This is a genomic window from Arthrobacter sp. NPDC056493 (genome assembly GCF_042795115.1).
Lineage (GTDB): Bacteria > Actinomycetota > Actinomycetes > Actinomycetales > Micrococcaceae > Arthrobacter.
This window is the reverse complement of sequence record NZ_JBHTSL010000085.1, coordinates 1-18,582: the sequence shown is the minus strand read 5'-3', so window position 1 is coordinate 18,582 and position 18,582 is coordinate 1. Positions and strand designations below refer to the sequence as shown.

Sequence of the window (18,582 nt, the reverse complement as noted above, 5' to 3'; positions counted from 1 at the left end):
GCGGGGCCCGGGCGGGTTGGGTAAGCGCGCCCCGCGTGGGGTTTTGGGGGTCCGTGTGTTGGCCTTGCCCAAACGGGTTTTCGCCATGCACACCCAGCGACCTCCGCCAGTCGGATAAGCTGGACACAAGGTGCGCCGGGAAGTCTGGTCGGCAGGTCACTTTGCCGAGCCCGAGGAGCCCCGATGCCCAGACTGCCGCTCCCCTCCCGGAAATTCCGGGTCTTCAGCCGCTCCACCTATCCGGAGTACCTTCGCATAGCGGCCATCCTGCGGACCGAGACATTCGGTGGCGCACTTCTCCTGGCCGCCACAGCAGCCGCGCTGATCTGGGCTAACTCCCCCGCCGCTGGCGCCTACTTTAGGCTGCGTGACCTGGAGCTCGGCTACGAGCCGTGGGACCTGCAGCTCAGTGTGGGGCACTGGGCCTCGGACGGACTGCTCGCCCTGTTCTTCTTCATTGCAGGGCTGGAACTCAAACGCGAGTTTGTTTCCGGCGACCTGCGCAGGCCATCCCGGGCAGTGGTCCCGGTAACGGCCGCGGTGGGCGGCGTCGCCGTGCCGGCCATCATTTACTCCGTCATTGTCTGGAACCAGGGGGCCGAGGCCCTCCGGGGCTGGGCCATCCCCACCGCCACCGACATTGCCTTCGCGCTGGCTGTGCTGGCGGTCATCAACACCCACCTGCCCGCCGCGCTGCGGACCTTCCTGCTCACCCTCGCGGTGGTGGACGACCTGATCGCGATCAGCATCATTGCGTTCTTCTACTCCTCCGGGCTCCAGCCGGCCCTGCTGCTCGCCGCCCTTGTCCCGCTGGCCCTTTTCGCCTGGCTGGCGCAGAAGCGGATCACCCGCTGGTACCTGCTCCTGCCGCTCGCGGCTGCCACGTGGGTCCTGGTGCACGCCTCCGGCATCCACGCCACGGTGGCGGGCGTCCTGCTCGGTTTCACCGTCCCGGTGGCAGCCTCGCGGCGGGACCGGCGCCACCCAGGCAGCAGTGCCGGCGGCAGCATCACTTCCGGCGGCACCACCGGCGACGGCGGCGGCACCGGCATGGCTGCACGCCTGGAACACCTGCTCCGTCCGCTGTCTGCGGGTCTTGCGGTCCCCGTGTTCGCGTTCTTCTCGGCAGGCGTTGCGCTCGGCGGCGCCCCGGGGCTGACGTCCGCACTGGCCGACCCGGTAGCGGTGGGCATCGTTGCAGCACTGGTCGTGGGCAAAGCCGTTGGCGTCTTCGGGGCAACGTTCCTGGTCACGAAAACCACCCGCGCGCAGCTTGACGACGGGCTCAAGTGGGTCGACGTCGCCGGGCTATCCGTCCTGGCCGGCGTGGGCTTCACTGTCTCGCTGCTGATCGCGGAACTGAGTTTCGGGCCGGGCTCGGCCCACGACGACCATGCAAAGGTGGCCATCCTGACCGGTTCGCTGACCGCGGCGGTGCTGGCCGCCGTCGTTCTTAAGGCCCGCAACAGGCACTACCGGCGCCTGGAAGCGGAAGAGACAAGGGACGACGACGGCGACGGCGTGCCGGATGTCTTCCAACGGTCCGATCAGGACCGCTGAGGCCGGGCGGTCAGGCTGCCTGGTTGAGGGCATCCTCGGCGGCGACCCACGAGATCATGGCGCACTTTACCCTCGCGGCGTAGCGGGCCACGCCTTCGAAGGCAGCGGCGTCGCCCAGGATTTCCGGGTCGGCCGGGATTTTTCCGCGGGACCGCAGGACCTCGCGGAAGTTCCCGATCACCGAGCGGAGTTCGTCCACGCTCATGCCCTCGGCCAGCTCGCTCAGCACGGAGGCAGAGGCCATGGAGATCGAGCAGCCTGCCCCGTCCCACGCCAACTGCGTGACCGTGCCGTGGTCCACGGCCACACGCAGGGTGACCTCGTCGCCGCACACGGGGTTGAGCTGGTGCGACTGGCCCGTGGACGCGCCGTCCGGAGCGGCCGTTGCGGCCAATCCGCTGCCGTGCCGGGCCTTGGAGTGGTCCAGGATGATCTGCTGGTAAAGCTGGTCGAGGCTCATGCTCAGGTACCTGTCGTCGGGGAGCGGGGCTAGTCGTCGGAGGGCTAGGCCCGGAAGTAGGCGCGGACTCCGGACACTGCGTCCAGGAATTCGTCCACGTCGTCGGTGGTGTTGTACAAGTAGGCGCTGGCCCGGGTGGTGGCCGTCAGGCCAAGACGGCGGTGCAGCGGCTGGGCGCAATGGTGGCCCACGCGGACGGCGATGCCCCGCGCGTCGAGGAACTGGCCGACGTCGTGCGCGTGGACACCGGCAACGTCAAAGGCCGCCAGGCCGATCCGGTCCTGGCCGGCGGCCGGACCCAGCACGCGGACGCCGTCGATGGCTTCCAGGCCTGCCACCATGCGCTGGCCAAGTTCGGACTCCCACCGGTGCACCCGGTCGATGCCGGTTTCCGTCAGATAGTTGACCGCGGCGGCAAGGGCCACTGCCTGCGAAATCTTCTGGGTCCCGGCCTCGAACCGCTGTGGCGCGGGGAGGTACTCCGCGCGTTCCATGGTCACCGTGGTGATCATGGAACCGCCGGTCAGGACCGGCGGGAGCACGTCCAGGAGCTCCTGCTTGCCGTACAGCACACCGACGCCGGTGGGTCCCAGCATCTTGTGGCCGGAAAACACCGCGAAGTCGACATCCAGCTGCTTGACGTCCAGGGTGAGGTGCGGCGCCGACTGGCAGGCATCCAGCACCACCAGGGCACCTGCCCGCCGGGCGAGGGCGACGAGTTCGCGGACGGGGTTGATGGTGCCCAGCACGTTCGAGGCGTGGGTGAACGCCAGCAGCCGGGTGCGCTCCCCCACGATGTCCGCTGCCTCATCCATCCGCAGCACCCCGGCGTCGTCCAGCGGGATGTGCCGCAGGGTGGCGCCTGTCCGGTAGGCCAGTTCCTGCCAGGGAATCAGGTTTGCGTGGTGTTCCATTTCGGTGACCACGATTTCGTCGCCCGGCCCCAGTGCGAGGTCCCGCAGCTTCGAGTCACCGCGCCCCTGGGCTGCCCACAGGGCGGCGTTCGACAGCGCATAGCTGATGACGTTCAGGCCCTCGGTGGCGTTGGAGGTCCAGACGATTTCCGCATAGTCCGACCCGACAAAGTCGGCGACTGTCTGCCGGGCGTCCTCGAAGACCTCGGTGGCCTCGACGGCAAGGTGGTGGGCTCCGCGGTGTACGGCAGCGTTGCGCTGTTCGTAGAACTCCTGTTCCGCCTCGATCACGCTCAGCGGGTTCTGCGAGGTGGCGCCGGAGTCAAGATAGATGAGCGGGCGGCCGTTGACCGTCTGGTTCAGCACGGGAAAGTCGTTGCGGATCCGCAGGACCTCGGCATTGTCCATCGCAGAAAGGGCACGCGTCAGCGTGGTTGGCGTTGATACTACGGCCAATGGGACTCCTTGGGTGCCTTGAGGTACCTCTCAATTGTCCCACAGCACGTTCGGCCGGAGCATGGGCAGGACCGGGCTGCCTGACCGGTGCCTGACTGACCGGTGCCTGCCTGACCGGGCACATGCGAAGGGCGGCCCCCGTCGCTGCGGGCCGCCCTTATCATGCAGTTGGATATTCGCTGGTTGCGGACTACTTGTAAGGGCCGGCGACGGCTGGGGGGAGAGCCTCGGTCTCAGAAGGCTCTGACGTCGCCGGCCCCGCCTTGCCCGGACCCCGAGGGCCGGAAATCTGGTGCGAGACCTGGAAAATCTGGTGGCAGCTTCGGGGGGAGATCAGCCCTGCTTCCGCTGCCACTAATAGTTAATCGCGTACTGGCGCCCGCGGCACCAGTACCCGGTACTCGTTTTTCTGAGTACTTAACTACTGGTTCCCGCAGGTGGCGCGGTCCGGCGTGCAACGGCGCGGAATTTGCCCCGGGGGGGGCCAGAAAAAACAGCCTGGGAAGCGCTACTTCTTCGGAAGGGCCAGCGCGAGCTCGTCACGCCGGCGGACGCCGAGCTTGACGTAGCTGCGGTACAGATGCCCCTCGACGGTCCGTACGGACACCATCAGCTGCTGGGCAATCTCGCGGTCGGAGAGGCCCTGCACCGCCAGCTCCACGATGTCCCGCTCGCGGCGGGTCAGGTGGACACTCGGAACGGAGGCGACAAACGGGCTTTCCCGGAACCGCTCGCCGAGTTCCTGGTCGCACTTCTCCCGATGGGCGATCGCCTGGCGGGCACGGCGCCGCTCGCCCGCGGCGTCCAGCAGGGCGCCGGCCCTGGCGTACGCTTCGCGCGCGAGGTTCAGCAGCCCGGCTTCCTCGAGGGCTGCGGCCGTGTCCATCAGAACGTCGGCGTCCTCCGAGGCCCAGGCCTGGGCCAGCTGCCGCCAGCCGGCTGCCCACCGGCCCTCAACGGTGGCGGCGAGGGCGGCGAGTTCCGGTGCCAGCGACCGCTCGCCGAGATCCGAGCAAAGGATGAGGCACTCCATCCTCGTTCCGGGATGGTCCGCAACGGACTCGGAACCCGCGAGTTCACGGAGCCTGTCCAGCCCGCTGCCCTTCCGGTCGAGGTGTTCAGCCGCGGCGGCAGCATAGGCCTCCGCGACGGCATCGCAGCCGGGTCCGCTGGCGTGCCGGGCCGAAATGAAGTCCTGTTCGAGCCGCTTCGCCTGGGCGGTGTCGCCCAGCCGTGCTGCGGCGTAGAAGGCAAGCGACGAGCCGAACCTGAACTCCTGCAGCGGGTCATTGACGCGGAGGGCTTCGACTGCGGGCAGGAGGACCTGGTAGGCGCGCTCCAGCTGGCCCTGCCGCAGCAGTCCCAGGCCGCGCAGTGCCTGGATCCCGCCGCCGAAGGTCGAAGCGCCCTCGGTGCGTTCCGCAGGGTAACCGGACAGCTCATGCTCGGCAGACTCCCAGTTGCCGGCAGCGAGGGTGCTGATCGCCAGCCGGGTCAGGACGAACTCGTTGAAGAAATAGAGGCCACCGCCAAGCGCCGGCAGGTAGGGGCCGGCCGCCAGCGCGGCGGCGTGGGCCTGGTGCGACCGTCCGGCGGCCACCAGCGTTTGGGCAAGCAGTGCCTGCGCCACGGCGTGCAGTGTTGCTTCGACACCCGGTGCAGACTCCGGATCCGCGGTCCCCAGCGCCGCGATGACAGCGCTGATGCCTTCGTGGTCACCGGCGGCAGTCATCTCCAGCAGGCCGTGGATCCTGTCCTGCCAGGCAGCGTCCGGGGCGATCCCGGCCTCCTCCAGCCGGTGGCGCGATTCAGCCCTGAGCGACGTCACGGACTTACCCAGCGCCAGATGGGATGACGCCCTGAGCATGAGGACCTGCGGCGCTTCCGGATCCCCCGCCAGGTTAAGCCAGCAGCCGTCGAGGAGTTCGGCGGCCTCGCGGTACTTGCCTTCGTTGAAGTGGGCCCGCGCCGTGATGGCGAGCGCGTGGGCCTGCAACTCCGGTGCCCGGACGTGGCTGGCCATGAGCCGGGAGCCGGCGTTGTTGAACGTGGTCGCAGCCAGCAGGGCGGCGTCCAGCAGGTCCCGGTCCGGCACCTCGAGACCGCATTCCAGCGACCACTCGACCAGCCGCAGCCTGCCTTCCGCGCTGGCGGCGGCCGGATCCAGGTGGGCATCAAGCTTCTGCCGCAGCTGCAGGCTCCGCGAGACGGACACCTGGCGCCGCGTCGATTCGCCCAGGATCGGGTGCGTAAGGCTCAGCTCGGTGTGCGTCGCGGCTGATTCGGTCACCACCTGGTTGTCCAGCAGGGAACGCACGACGCCGCCGCCGCAGACGTCCTCGATCAGGCCCCTGGGCACGGGCTCGGCCAGGGCGATCACTTTGAGCGCATCCTGCTCCTCCGGCGGTCTCCGGAGGAGATCCTTGACCACGAGGTCCGAAAGCCTGGGTCCGTCCGCCGGCAACGGTCCGAGCAGCACCCAGATCCCGTTCCGCTGGACCAGGGTACCGTCGGCTGTTGCGTCGCTCAGCAGGCAGTCGAGGAGCAGCGGGTTGCCGCCTGAAGCGGACCACAGCGACTGGACGGTGCTCACGGGTACCGTCCCCTGCAGAGTGTGTTCCACGACTTCCCTGACCTGATCGCCGCTGAGCGGCCGGAGATCGATGCGTTCCGCCAGGCCGTCATACCAAAGCTGGTTCAGTGCCTGGGGCAGGCCCGGCCGCGGCCGCCCGGCGGCCAGAACGGTCGCCCAGCCGGCAGAGGTCATGTCCACCACCATGCTGGCCGTGGCGTCGTCGAGGTGGTGGGCGTCGTCCACCACCAGGAGGACAGGGGCGTCGGCGCCCCCTTTGAGGCCGCGGCTCCCCTTCAGCTCCTGGAAGTGGGCCCAGACGGCCCGCAGCACCGCGACCGGCGAGTCTGCTTCCTCGGGGGCGAGCCCGGAGGTGTACGGCGCCAGCACGCCGTAGGGGACTTTTGCCAGCGAGGAGCTGCCGTGGATGCGGAGCACTGTCATCTCTGCCGCGAGCTTCTCGCGCACGGCATCCGTCACCGATGTTTTCCCGACGCCGGGGCCCGCCATCAGGTAGACGGCCTGGCTGGCACGGCTGCGGATGATGGTGCAGACATGCTCAATCGCTTCACGGCGGCCGGTCAGCTGGCGGAGTTCCGGTTCCGCCTTGGCACCGCGGCCGTTGGACGAGACGCCGTGGGACGAAGTGTTGGGCGAAGCGCTGTTTGGTGTGGAGCTGTTAGACAAGGCCAGGCAGATCACCCCTGGATGTCACGCCGAGCTTGGTGAAGACCTGGTACAGGTGGCCCTCCACCGTTCGGACGGATACGCCCATCTCCAGGGCGATGTCGCGGTTGGACACGCCCCTTCCGGCCAGACGGGAAATCTGGCGTTCACGCGCGGTAAGGAGCGGGCTTCCGCTGCTGGGAACGATCGGCAGGCTGGGCACCGTGGCGGTGAGGGTGTCCAGCCGGGCCTGGGCAACGCGGGCGGAGGCAGAATCCCCGGAGTGGCGGGCAAAGTCGACAGCGAGCGCAACGCACCGGGCCTCCACGGCGTCGAGCTCCAGTTCGGCGCACAGGTGGGCGCCTTCCAAGAGGACCTTGGCGTCCTTGGTGCGGGTGCCCACGGCGACGAGGCGTGAGATCTCGGCGAGGGTCCCCTGGCGGCGGCCTGCCACCTCCTCCATCAGGCGGAAGTCCTCATCAGTCCCGTTTACGGTGGCTCCGAGCAGGCTGATGCCCGCCAGCGTGTACCGGCCGGCGTCGATGTCGCGGTGTGCTGCCTCGAGGAGGCGCTTCACGGCGTCGGTGTCCCCCAGCCACCGGCCCGCCATGTCGGCACAGAACTCGGTGACGAACAGCGTGCCGAAGTTGCAGTGGCCGCGCACGCCGCGGAGCTTGTCGAGGTACTTGTGTGCCTGCCCGGCGTTGCCGATCTGGGCGTAGGCGAAGGCCGTGGCGGCGTAGGCGGCCTGCAGCATGTTCAGCACTGGGCGGAGCTCGAGCTGGGCGACGGCGGACAGCAGCGAATCCAGGGCCACCGCACCGCGGCCTGAGAAAACGTAGGCGATGCCGGCTGCCAGTTCCGTGGCGGACGTCCGGTAGGCCAGCCGGCGCTCCTCCTGCCCCTTGGGCGGGCCGACGAGTTCCAGGCACCGCTTCCACTGGCCGGCCTGCAGCAGGACGTTGAACGCCGTCATTGCGAAGCGTTCCCGCAAGCCCGTCAGCGGCCCGGCATCCGAAAGCTGTCCGCCGACGCGGCGCATCAGCTGGAGGGCGTCCATTTCCCGGCCGACGGCCGACAGGGCGTGCATCAGGAGCAGTGCTGCCTGGATCCTGAAGCCGGGGTCCTTGTTGACCGCGGGGTCGATCGCCTCCTCCAGCTCCGCGACCATGGAGGCGTAATCGCCGACGAAGGACTTGTATTCGAATTCGGCCAGGGTAATGGCGTCGGCGGCCGTGCCCAGCGGATCGGGCCAGCTGGAGGCCACCCCCACGGCAACGCCCAGCCGCTTCCGCGCAGCTGCCAGCTCGTCCGGCACTTTGTCGCACAGCTCGGGCAGCCAGACCATGACCCGGATCTTGGCTGCCACCACGCGGGCGAAGGCCTCCTCATCGAGCGCGTCCAGCTGTCCCTGGGAAATGTCCTCCAGCGCGGACATGGCCTGCACCGGCAGGTCGAGCAGCAGGTAGGCGGTTGCCTTGTGCAGCTGCGCTTCCACCCAGACGTCGTCGGTCTTCGTGATGCCTTCAACGCACGAGATCGCGAACCGCGGGTCAAAGAGCTGCACCGCTGCCTCCGCGGCGGCCACCGCCATGGCAGGGCTGAGTTCGGCCTGGCATTCCCTGGTCCAGGCGGCGAACTCGATCCGCTCCTCCATGGTCAGGGCGGACAGCTCGGGTTCGTGGCCGCCCAGCAACAGGGTCCGGAGTTCACGACGGCGGGAGATGCTCAGCCATGAGCGCACCACGTCCCCAAGGTACTGTTCCCGCAGGGAGACCCAGCGGTCCCCGGCGTCGGCGACCGTCAGCAGCCCGGCATCTTCCATGTCGGCCACGGTGGCGGTGCCGTAGATTTCGGACAGCCGGGCCAGCGGCACACGCCGGGCGCAGGAAAGCATCTCGATGACCTCGCGGGTTTCCGGCTCTTCCCGGGTCCAGCGGGACCGGACGATGTCATCCAGCCCGGTGGCGCCGTCGAGCACCACCCTGTCCCGCAGGGTCCAGACGGAATCGGACAGGACGAGGTTTCCTGACTGCTGCTGCTCTGTGACGAGTGCCTTGAGCAGGAGCGGGTTGCCGCCCACGATGGCGTGGTAGGTGCTCACGAGCGAGGCCGAGACGCGGTGGCCCAGCAGCGTCAGCAGGACCTGCCGGGTCTGCAGTTCGTTGAGGTTTTCCAGCCGGGCTTCCGTCAGCCGCCGGTCGGTGAGCAGCCAGTGGAAGTCCGCCGGAAGGTCGCTGGTGCTGGGCGCGATGGCGATGACGCGGGCAGTGTGCGTCAGCATGATGTTGAGGATGACGCCGGCGCTCATGTCATCGATCTGGCCGGTGGTATCCAGGGTGATGACGCAGTCCCGGCCCGCGGCGTCGGACCGGATCAGGGAAGTGATGCCTTGGAGGATGGCGGTGGGGGAAGCCAGCGCCGACTGCGGAAGCCGGGCCAGGAGGAACGCGAGGCAGCCGTACGAGGTTTGCGAGCCGGTCAGGGGGCTGCGCAGCTGAAGCGCCCAGACGTCTGGACCCAGCTCCGCGACGGCGGTGCGGGCGAGCGAGGATTTCCCTACACCGCGGGCACCTGTGATGACGACGCCCAGGGACTCGGGATCTGTGAGCGCAGTGCGGATGGCGTCAAGGTCTGCGCTGCGCGCCGGAACGGACCAACGTTGGAGGTCCGTTCCGCCCGCAACGCCCGCCGGTCCCGCCAGCACGCCCGCCGTAGACCCACGTCCCCAGCTCAGTGGCTCAATTGACATGAACTTTTCCTTACATCCCGCCCGGCAGGATGAAGGCTCCGTCGCCTCCCCCGCTTAGAAAGAAGACTACCCCGTTACTTTGCAGGGATATAGGGCACTGCGTTCACATTTCGCAGACCTTGATGCGACCTTGAGGTAGGTGCGGCGGGGAGGAAAAACCGTGGCGGAAGGCGCTACACCTTGGCGGTGTGGAACTGCTGCTGGGCGGCTGTCAGGCCCTCCCTGACCAGGAGCTCGACGGCGTCGGCGGCATCATCGAGCAGGAAGGGCAATTCCTTCTTTTCAGCGGTGCCGAAGTCCCGCAGCACGTAGTCTGCGGTGTCCATCCGCCCCGGCGGACGGCCGACTCCCACCCGGACCCGCAGGTAGTCCTTGGTGGCGAGGGCCTTGGAGATGTCCCGGAGGCCGTTGTGCCCTCCCTCGCCGCCGCCGATCTTCAGCTTCACCGTATTAAAGGGGATGTCGATCTCGTCATGGACCGCCACCACTCGGGAGGGCCCGACGTCGTAAAACCTGGCGAGCGCGGACACCGGCCCGCCGGAGACGTTCATGTAGGTGCCGGGCTTCGCCAGCACTACGCGGGGGCCGCCGATGCCCAGCCGGCCTTCGAGGACGAGGGCCCTGGCCTTGTGGGCCTTGAACTTCCCGCCGATCCGTCCGGCCAGCCCGTCCAGCACCATCTGGCCGACGTTGTGCCGGTTGCCGCTGTACTCGGGTCCGGGGTTGCCAAGGCCTACGATCAGCCAGGTGTCAGTCATGAATCAATCCTAAAGGCGGGGTTTGCCCGCAAGTGGTCAGGGACGGCAGTGGCCGGGCCCGAAAAGGACCCGGCCACCGGTCCGCGCCGGATATGGCGCGGGAAGGGTTGTGCCCGAATTACTCGGCAGCAGCTTCTGCGGCCGGAGCCTCTTCAGCGGCGGCTTCCTCAGCTTCGCCCTCTTCTCCCTCAGCCGGTGCTGCGGCCTCGGAGATGTTGACCACCAGGGCCTCGGCGTCGGTCAGCAGGACGGCACCCTTGGGGAGCACGAGATCGGAGGCGTGGATGTGCTCGCCGGCGGCGCGGCCCTCGATGTTGACCTCGACGGCCTCGGGCAGGTGGGTTGCCTCGGCCTCGAGGGAGACGACGGTCAGTTCCAGGTTGTGCACGGTGCCCGGGGCGGTCTCACCGACGGCGTGTACGGGAACGTCAACGGTGACCTTCTCGCCCTGGCGGACGGTCAGGAGGTCGATGTGCTCGATGATCTGCTTGATCGGGTCGCGCTGGACATCCTTGACGAGTGCCAGGTGGCCTTCACCGTTGAGGTCCAGGGACAGCAGGGCGTTGGCCGTGCGGACAGCCAGGGTGGTGGCCTTGGCCGGCAGGGTGATGTGGATGGGCTCTGCGCCGTGGCCGTAGATCACGGCGGGGATCTGGCCGGCGGCGCGGGCGCGGCGGGCGAAACCCTTGCCGAATTCGGTGCGTGCTTCTGCTGCGAGCTTCTGCTCAGACATGTGAATCTCCTGGTGGATGGTTGGTTCAGCAAGGGCGGAGGTCTGGAGTGACCTTCAACGCCGGGCGGCCCGAAGGCGGCCCCACCAGAAGGGTGGTTCAGACCCAGTCGATAACGGAGACCAGCAGTCCGGAATTCCGGAGGTGCTCTCCCTCGCCAAGGTATCGGGAAGAAGCTTACCAGCGTTGCGCCCGTTTACTGAAAACGAGCACTTTCTTGGCACCGCTGGTTGAGCTTGCCGGAACCCGGTGCTTCGGGTTTCGGCAAGCTCAACGGGCGGAACTCAAACAGCGCCGTCAGGCGTTGCCGTCGAACAGGCTGGTGACCGATCCGTCGTCGAACACTTCCCGGATGGCCCGGGCGATGAGCGGCGCGATGGACAGGACGGTGAGCTGCGGGAACCGCTTCTCCGGGTTGATGGGCAGCGTGTTGGTGACCACCACTTCGCGGGCACCGGACTCGGAGAGGCGACGGGCTGCGGGGTCGGAGAACACCGCGTGCGTGGCGGCGATGATGACATCCTTGGCGCCGGCGTTCTTTAGCACCTGCACAGCGCCGGAGATGGTTCCGCCGGTGTCGATCATGTCATCGATCAGGACGCAGGTGCGGCCCTCAATCTGGCCCACCACGGTCTTGGACACGGCCTGGTTGGGCACTGTCAGGTCGCGGCTCTTGTGGACGAACGCCAGCGGCGCACCGCCGAGGCGCTCGGCCCACTGTTCAGCCACGCGCACGCGGCCGGTGTCCGGCGAGACCACGGTGATGTTGTCGGCGCTGACGCGGGTGCGGATGTAGTCGGCGAGCAGCGGGATGGCCATGAGGTGATCCACCGGCCCATCGAAGAAGCCCTGGATCTGCGAGGTGTGCAGGTCCACGCTCATGATGCGGTCAGCACCGGCGGTCTTGTACATGTCGGCCACGAGGCGGGCGGAGATGGGCTCGCGGCCGCGGCCCTTCTTGTCCTGGCGTGAGTACGGGTAGAACGGTGAAACAACGGTGATCCGCTTGGCGGAAGCCCGCTTCAGCGAATCGATCATGATCAGCTGTTCCATGAGCCAGTTGTTCAGTGGTGCGGGGTGCGCCTGGATGACGAAGGCGTCCGTTCCGCGGACGCTCTCCCCGGCGCGGACATAGATCTCGCCGTTGGCGAAGTCGTAGGCGTCCACAGGCAGCAGTTCCGTGCCCAGCTCCTTGGCGATCTCCCGGGCAAGCTCCGGGTGTGCACGCCCTGCGGCGAGCACCAGTTTCTTCTCGCCGCGAGCCGTAATTTCGGTCATGGTTGCTAGCCCTCTTCTGTAGATGCGGGGGAATTTGGGGAATCAGTGCGGCTTTCGCGGGCCGCGGCGGCTTCTGCCAGTTCCGCGGACAGCGTGCCGGGACGGTTGGCGGTGACCCAGCCTTCGGCGTTGCGCTGAGCTGCCATGGAGAGCGCCAGTGCACCCGCAGGCACGTCCTTGCGGATCACGGCTCCGGCGCCGCTGTAGGCGCCGTCCCCCACCGTGACCGGAGCGACGAATACTGTGTTGGAGCCGGTGCGCACGCCAGAGCCGATCACCGTGCGATGCTTCTTCTCGCCGTCGTAGTTCGCCGTGATGTTGCCGCAGCCGATGTTGGTGTCCTCGCCGATTTCGGCGTCCCCGGCGTAGCCCAGGTGGGACAGCTTGGAGCCGCGGCCGATCCTGACGTTCTTGGTTTCGTAGAAGGCGCCGATCTTGCCCGTCTCGCCCAGGACCGTTCCCGGGCGCAGGTAGGTGAAGGGGCCAACGCTGGCCCCCGCACCGATCTCTGCACCGGAACCGTGGGTCCGGGTCACCTTGGCGCCCTCACCGATGCTGACATCGGTCAGCGTGGAGTCGGGGCCGACGACGGCGTCCCTCGCCACCGTGGTGGTGCCGTGCAGCTGGGTGTTGGGCAGGATCCGGACGTCCTCAGCCAGGGTCACCGTGGAATCGATCCAGGTGGTGGAAGGGTCGACGACGGTAACACCGGCGCGCATCCAGGCTTCCACGGTCCGGCGGTTGTGCTCGGCGCCGAGGGCGGCGAGCTGCACGCGGTCGTTGGCGCCCTCCACCTGCCAGCGGTCGGCCGTGACGACGGCGGCCACGCGGCCGCCGGCCACGCGGGCGAGCCCGAGGACGTCGGTCAGGTACTTTTCGCCCTGCGAGTTGTCGGTGGTGACGTGGACGAGGGCGTCCCGGAGGACAGCAGCGTCAAAGGCGTAGATGCCGGAGTTGATCTCACGGATCGCACGCTCGGCGTCGGTGGCGTCCTTGTGCTCGCGGATGCCGGTCACGGTGCCGTCTTCGCCGCGAAGAATGCGACCGTAGCCGGTGGCGTCGTCCAGGATCGCGGTGAGCACCGTGATCGCGTTGCCCTCGCGCTCATGTGTGGACACCAGCTCGGCGAGCATTTCACCCGTCAGCAGCGGGACATCGCCGTACGTCACCACGACCGTTCCGGCGACAGGTTCCTTGGCGTCCAAGGCTTCGAGGGCAACTTCGACCGCGCGGCCGGTGCCGGGAACCTCGTCCTGGTCCACGATCAGGGCGTCCGGATCGAGTTCGGTCAGGTGCGCGGCGACGCGGTCCCGCTCGTGCCGGACCACCAGGGCCAGGCGCTCGGGGCTGATGCTGCGGGCAGCAAGCAGGGCGTGGCCAACCATGGAACGGCCGCCGATTTCGTGGAGGATCTTGGGGGTACGGGATTTCATCCGGGTACCGGCACCTGCAGCTAGGACGATAACGGCGGCTGGGCCGGATTTCTCGGGGCTCACGTACGGGCTCTCCTTGCTCGGTTGCGCTGTACTGCATCCGCGGCTGCCTGCGCGGCGGTGTCCGAACCTGTGCCCGGAACCGGCAACAGGGTTCATCCTACTGGACACCTCTGATGCAGCTGTTCCGCCCATAGGATTCGAACCTATACTCCACGGCTCCAAAGGCCGGGGTGCTGCCATTACACCAGAGCGGACCATGCCCGGCGTTTAGCCTGGGCACGAGAACCAATTCTGCCACGAACGTTGATGCTCGTGCGACCTCGGCGCTTCGGGTGCGCCGGCTCCGGCTGGGGCAGCGCGCCGGGACCCGCCGTCGCCCCTGCCCGCCGCTTGACGTAAGGCATGATTGGACCGTGAGAAACAGCACAGGGACGACTGACGGTCCGGGGAAACTGCCAGCAAGGCCCGAAGCGGCGGCGGGGCGCATCCCCCGGTCGCGGATGACCGGGCCCCAGCGCCGGTCCCAGCTCATCGAGGTAGGCCGGGCACTGTTCGCGTTGCGGGGCCTGGACGGCACCACCATCGAAGAAATCGCTGCCGCTGCAGGCGTTTCCAAACCGGTGATCTACGAGCACTTCGGCTCGAAGGAGGGCCTGTACACGCAGGTCGTCGAGTACGAGTTCCGCATCCTGCTCGCCGCCATCAACGACGCCCTGGCCGACGAAGCCAAGCCGCGCGTCCTCGTGGAACGCGCCGCCCTGGCCCTGCTCACCTACATCGAGGAACGCACCGACGGATTCCGCATCCTCATGCGTGACGCTCCCCCGTCACAGCCCGAAGGCGCCTTTTCCACCCTGCTCTCGCACGTGACGGCCCGCGTTGAACACATCCTGGCCGACGAGTTCGCCCGCCGTGGATTCAGCGCAGCCGACGGCGCCATGTACGCGCAGATGCTCGTGGGCATGGTGGCGATGACGGGGCAGTGGTGGCAGGACGCCCGCCAGCCCGACAAACGGGCCGTCGCCGCCCACCTCGTGAACCTGGCCTGGAACGGCCTGACCGGTCTCAAAAAGGAGCCGGAACTCCGCAGCGAGCCCTGAGCCCGGCAGACCGCCGTCAGGGTTCCCGCCTTTAGCGGCCAATGTCTGGCCAAAAACCCGGAACCGGCTACTCGCCGAGGACTTCCAGGGCCTCGAGCCACTCGAGTTCCAGGGCTTCGCGTTCTTCGGCCAGGGTCTTCAGCTTTTTGTTCTGCTCGGCGAGGGCGTCGAAGTCGGAGTCGGCGGTGCTTTTCACCATCTGCTCGTGGAGTTTCTTCTCCTGCTGTTCGAGCTTGCCAAGCTGCCGTTCGATGCGATTTTTGGCCTTGCGGGCGTCGCGCTTTTCGGCCTCGGACGGTCCGGCCAGGGCCGCCGCCCCGGTGGCGGACGGGCCGGTGACCGGGTTCCCGCCGCCGGCAACCGTGGAGCCGGCGAGGGCATTCTCGCGGAGTTCGAGGTACTGGTCCACGCCGCGCGGGAGGGCCCTGATCTTGCCGTCGCCCAGCAAGGCCATCTGGTGGTCCGTCACCCGTTCCAGAAGGTACCGGTCGTGGCTGACCACCACGAGCGTGCCGGGCCAGCCGTCCAGGACGTCTTCGACGGCGGCGAGGGTGTCGGTGTCGAGGTCGTTGGTCGGTTCGTCAAGCATCAGCACGTTCGGCTCACCCACGAGCAGGCGCAGCAGCTGCAGCCGCCGGCGTTCGCCACCGGAGAGGTCCCTGACCGGGGTCCACTGCTTCTCGTTGGTGAAGCCCAGCTGCTCCACCAGCTGCCCGGCGGTGAATTCCTTGCCGCCGACGTTGAAGGAGCGCTTTTCGCGCTCGATCACTTCGATCACGCGCAGGTCCGAGACGTCGTCGAGCTCTTTGACCTCCTGGGTGAGGACCGCGGTGACCACCGTCTTGCCTCGCTTGAACTTCCCGGAGGTTGGCCGAATCTCGCCGTTGAGGAGCTTCAGCAGGGTGGTCTTGCCCGCGCCGTTGACGCCTACCAGGCCCAGCCGCTCGCCCGGCGCAAGCCGCAGCGTGATGTTATCGAAAAGCTTCTGCCCGTCATCACCTCCCAGGAGGTCCAGGGAGACGTGCTCGAGGTCCAGGACGTCCTTTCCGAGCCGGGCAGTGGCCATCTTGCTCAGGGCCGTGGAGTCCCGCGGCTCGGGTACGTCGGCGATCAGGGCGTTGGCCGCCTCGATCCGGAATTTGGGCTTGGCTGTGCGGGCCGGTGCACCGCGGCGCAGCCAGGCGAGTTCCTTCTTGACGAGCTGCTGGCGCTTGCTTTCCATCACGGACGCTGCGCGGTCACGTTCGGCGCGGGCCAGCACATACGCGGCATAGCCGCCGTCGAAAGGGTCCATGATGCCGTCGTGGATTTCCCAGGTCTTGGTGCAGACCTCGTCCAGGAACCAGCGATCGTGGGTGACCACGAGGAAGGCGCCCTGGTTGGCCCGCCAGCGGGTCTTCAGGTGCCGGGACAGCCAGGCGACGCCTTCGACGTCGAGGTGGTTGGTGGGCTCGTCGAGCATGATGACGTCGTGGTCCTCGATCAGCAGCTTGGCCAGCGCCACGCGCCGCTTCTGCCCGCCGGAGAGCGCGTGCACGTTGGCGTGCCAGTCGACGTCGGACACCAGTCCGCCCATGATCTCGCGGATCCGGGGATTGCGGGCCCATTCATAGTCGGCCTGGTCGCCCACGATCGCTGCACCCACCGTGAGGTCGGCGTCGAGCACATCGCTCTGGTCCAGGTAGCCGATGTTGACATCGCCGCGCTTGGTCACCCGGCCGGAATCCGGGGTGGAACGCATCGCCAGCAGCCGCATAAGGGTCGACTTGCCGTCACCGTTGCGGCCCACCATGCCGATCCGGTCGCCCTCTTCCAGGCCGAGGGTAATGCCGTCGAGGACGGTACGGGTTGCAAACGAAACCGTGAGGTTCTCGCCGCCGAGCAGGTGTGCCACGGGGAACTGCTTTCTGGTGTGTTGGTGGAAAGTATTAAAGGAGCGTATCGGAGATGATGCGGGCGCCGGGCACGGGGCCATGGACGGCCAGTGCATTGAGGCCCTTGTGCTGGAGCTCCCCGGCGAGGTTTTCCGCCGCCTCCGGATTGTGTGCCAGCAGGGCCACGGTGGGTCCGGAGCCGGAAACGATCCCGGCAATGGCCCCGCAGGATTCTCCCAGGCCGAGGGTGTCCCGGAGCCCGGGAGCGAGGTCGATGGACGCACGTTGGAGGTCATTGACCAGCACCCTGCTCAGCGCATTGGCGTCGCCGCTGCGCAGGGCCTGCAGGATCTTCGGGTCCACCGCCGAGGGCTCCTCGATGTCCAGGCCCTCGGCATCGCGGAGCCGGTCGAGGGTGCGGAAAACGTCCGGGGTGGACAGTCCGTACTCTGCCGTGACCAGAACCCAGTCCATCTGGGCCTTTGCCAGCGCAGGCGACAGGTCATCGCCCACGCCCAGCCCCACGGCCGTGCCGCCCAGGAGAGCGAAGGGAACGTCAGCCCCGAGCTCGGCGGCGAGCTGGGCGAGTTCGTCCCGGGACAGGCCGCTGTTCCACAACGCGTCGCAGGCCAGGAGGGTGGCGGCAGCATCCGCGGACCCACCACCCATGCCGCCCGCCACGGGCACCCGCTTGGTGATTTCAAGGTGCACGCCGGTGGAGTGTTCGGACACGTCGGCCATGATGGCCGCTGCCTTGTAGGCGAGGTTCCGTCCGTCGAGCGGGATGTCCACCCCGTCGAGGTCCAGCGTACTGTCGGGGCTGATGCTGACGGTGATGCCGTCGGATGTTGTGCTGGTGGCCGCGACTTCCTCATACAGCGACACCGCCAGGTAGACGCTTGCCACAGAGTGGTACCCGTCCGGCCGCAGCGGCCCGACGTCCAGCGAGACGTTGACCTTGCCCGGAGCCTTGACCCGGACGGTCCTCGCCGCAAAGCGGCCCCTCAGGCCGTGGAGCGCCATCAGTCGTCCGAGGCGTTGCGGGCTTCGGCGATCCTCGCGAACGCAGCGATATCGATCACTTCGCCGCGAGCGGTGGGGTCCACCCCGGCCGCGACGAGGCAGCGTTCCGCTTCGGCGGCGCTGCCGGCCCAGCCTGCCAGGGCTGCCCGGAGCGTCTTACGGCGTTGCGCGAAGGCAGCATCAATGACGGCGAAAACCTCCTTGCGGCTGGCGGTGGTGGCCGGCGGCTCGCGCCGGGTGAAGGCCACGAGGCCGGACTGGATTTTGGGTGCAGGCCAGAATACATTCATGCCGATGATGCCGGCCTTGCGCATGCTGCTGTACCACGCGGCCTTGACCGAGGGCACCCCGTAAATCTTGGATCCCGGTTCGGCGGCCAGCCGGTCGGCCACTTCGTCCTGGACCATGACGAGGCCGTGCCGGATGGACGGGAAGTGCTGCAGCAGGTGGAGCACCACCGGCACCGCAACGTTGTAGGGCAGGTTGGCCACAAGCGCCGTGGGCTCGGCCGGCAGTTCGGTCACCTTCATGGCGTCGGCGAGGACCAGGTGGAAGTCGTTGGCGGACTCTGGCCGCCATTGCCGGATGGTCTCCGGCAGCTTCGCAGCAAGGACGGGGTCAATTTCGACGGCGACCACCGCCTTGGCGGAGTCGAGGAGCCCCAGCGTCAGCGACCCCAGCCCGGGCCCGATTTCGAGGACCGTCTCGTCCGGGCCGATGCCGGCCGCGGTCACGATCCTGCGGATGGTGTTGCCGTCGATGACGAAATTCTGGCCAAGTGTTTTGGTGGGGCGGACGCCGATCTCTCCGGCCAGCCTGCGGATATCGGAGGCACCGAACAGCGGAGCGGGCGCGGTGCCGGAGGCGGCGGGGGTCGGGTCAGTCACCTAGGTATCCTATCCCGCTGCTCCATATGGAACGGGGTTCTGTGTTCGCCGGGGACGGCGAAGGCCGGGCCCGTTAGTTCCGGGCCCGGCCTTGGCGGCCGCCGCGGCTGTGGTC

At 67.9% G+C, this 18,582-nt stretch carries 13 protein-coding genes and 1 tRNA gene; 2 read left to right on the top strand and 12 right to left on the bottom strand.

Annotation, left to right across the window (positions count from 1 at the left end):
• Positions 1-183: 183 nt before the first annotated feature.
• Positions 184-1,560 carry a Na+/H+ antiporter NhaA gene (gene nhaA, locus ACFQ50_RS23035; RefSeq protein WP_377997926.1) on the top strand — a complete coding sequence of 459 codons (1,377 nt, stop codon included), beginning with the start codon at positions 184-186 and terminating at the stop codon, positions 1,558-1,560.
• A gap of 10 nt (positions 1,561-1,570) precedes the next feature.
• Here nhaA and sufU read toward each other — a convergent pair whose 3' ends face one another.
• The 9 genes from sufU to ACFQ50_RS22990 all read right to left on the bottom strand — a co-directional run bounded on the left by sufU (position 1,571) and on the right by ACFQ50_RS22990 (position 13,837).
• Positions 1,571-2,020, bottom strand: a complete 450-nt coding sequence (sufU, locus tag ACFQ50_RS23030; protein ID WP_377997925.1) for a Fe-S cluster assembly sulfur transfer protein SufU — start codon at positions 2,018-2,020, stop codon at positions 1,571-1,573.
• 44 nt (positions 2,021-2,064) lie between these two features.
• Positions 2,065-3,390, bottom strand: coding sequence for a SufS family cysteine desulfurase (locus ACFQ50_RS23025; RefSeq protein WP_377997924.1), 1,326 nt, complete (start codon positions 3,388-3,390; stop codon positions 2,065-2,067).
• A 508-nt stretch (positions 3,391-3,898) separates the two neighbouring features.
• Positions 3,899-6,649 (bottom strand): LuxR C-terminal-related transcriptional regulator, encoded by a 2,751-nt coding sequence (locus ACFQ50_RS23020; RefSeq protein ID WP_377997923.1) that lies wholly within the window; start codon positions 6,647-6,649, stop codon positions 3,899-3,901.
• The gene (locus ACFQ50_RS23015; protein ID WP_377997922.1) at positions 6,642-9,380 is read right to left on the bottom strand and encodes a LuxR C-terminal-related transcriptional regulator; all 2,739 of its coding nucleotides are present in this window, start codon (positions 9,378-9,380) and stop codon (positions 6,642-6,644) included. The genes ACFQ50_RS23020 and ACFQ50_RS23015 overlap by 8 nt, the downstream gene beginning before the upstream one ends.
• Positions 9,381-9,553: 173 nt before the next feature.
• On the bottom strand, positions 9,554-10,138 hold the full coding sequence (gene pth / locus ACFQ50_RS23010; RefSeq protein ID WP_377997921.1) for an aminoacyl-tRNA hydrolase: 585 nt from the start codon (positions 10,136-10,138) through the stop codon (positions 9,554-9,556).
• 118 nt (positions 10,139-10,256) lie between these two features.
• Positions 10,257-10,871, bottom strand: a complete 615-nt coding sequence (locus ACFQ50_RS23005) for a 50S ribosomal protein L25/general stress protein Ctc (RefSeq protein WP_377997920.1) — start codon at positions 10,869-10,871, stop codon at positions 10,257-10,259.
• A 295-nt stretch (positions 10,872-11,166) separates the two neighbouring features.
• The gene (locus ACFQ50_RS23000) at positions 11,167-12,147 is read right to left on the bottom strand and encodes a ribose-phosphate diphosphokinase (protein ID WP_377997919.1); all 981 of its coding nucleotides are present in this window, start codon (positions 12,145-12,147) and stop codon (positions 11,167-11,169) included.
• Positions 12,148-12,152: 5 nt separating this feature from the next.
• Positions 12,153-13,643 (bottom strand): bifunctional UDP-N-acetylglucosamine diphosphorylase/glucosamine-1-phosphate N-acetyltransferase GlmU, encoded by a 1,491-nt coding sequence (gene glmU, locus ACFQ50_RS22995; RefSeq protein ID WP_377997918.1) that lies wholly within the window; start codon positions 13,641-13,643, stop codon positions 12,153-12,155.
• A 122-nt stretch (positions 13,644-13,765) separates the two neighbouring features.
• Positions 13,766-13,837 (bottom strand) — tRNA-Gln (locus ACFQ50_RS22990).
• 246 nt (positions 13,838-14,083) lie between these two features.
• On the opposite strand from ACFQ50_RS22990, the gene ACFQ50_RS22985 reads away from it, so the two are divergent.
• Positions 14,084-14,683: a TetR/AcrR family transcriptional regulator gene (locus ACFQ50_RS22985; RefSeq protein WP_377997927.1), complete on the top strand. Its 600-nt coding sequence runs from the start codon at positions 14,084-14,086 to the stop codon at positions 14,681-14,683.
• A 67-nt stretch (positions 14,684-14,750) separates the two neighbouring features.
• On the opposite strand, the gene ACFQ50_RS22980 is transcribed toward ACFQ50_RS22985, so the two are convergent.
• From ACFQ50_RS22980 to rsmA, 3 genes are read right to left on the bottom strand one after another with little or no spacing between them, the layout of a single operon-like run.
• On the bottom strand, positions 14,751-16,577 hold the full coding sequence (locus ACFQ50_RS22980; protein ID WP_377997917.1) for an ABC-F family ATP-binding cassette domain-containing protein: 1,827 nt from the start codon (positions 16,575-16,577) through the stop codon (positions 14,751-14,753).
• A 34-nt stretch (positions 16,578-16,611) separates the two neighbouring features.
• Positions 16,612-17,580 carry a 4-(cytidine 5'-diphospho)-2-C-methyl-D-erythritol kinase gene (locus ACFQ50_RS22975; RefSeq protein WP_377997916.1) on the bottom strand — a complete coding sequence of 323 codons (969 nt, stop codon included), beginning with the start codon at positions 17,578-17,580 and terminating at the stop codon, positions 16,612-16,614.
• A complete protein-coding gene (rsmA, locus tag ACFQ50_RS22970) occupies positions 17,580-18,467 on the bottom strand; it encodes a 16S rRNA (adenine(1518)-N(6)/adenine(1519)-N(6))-dimethyltransferase RsmA (protein WP_377997915.1) in 888 nt (295 codons plus the stop codon). The genes ACFQ50_RS22975 and rsmA overlap by 1 nt, the downstream gene beginning before the upstream one ends.
• Positions 18,468-18,582: the final 115 nt, after the last annotated feature.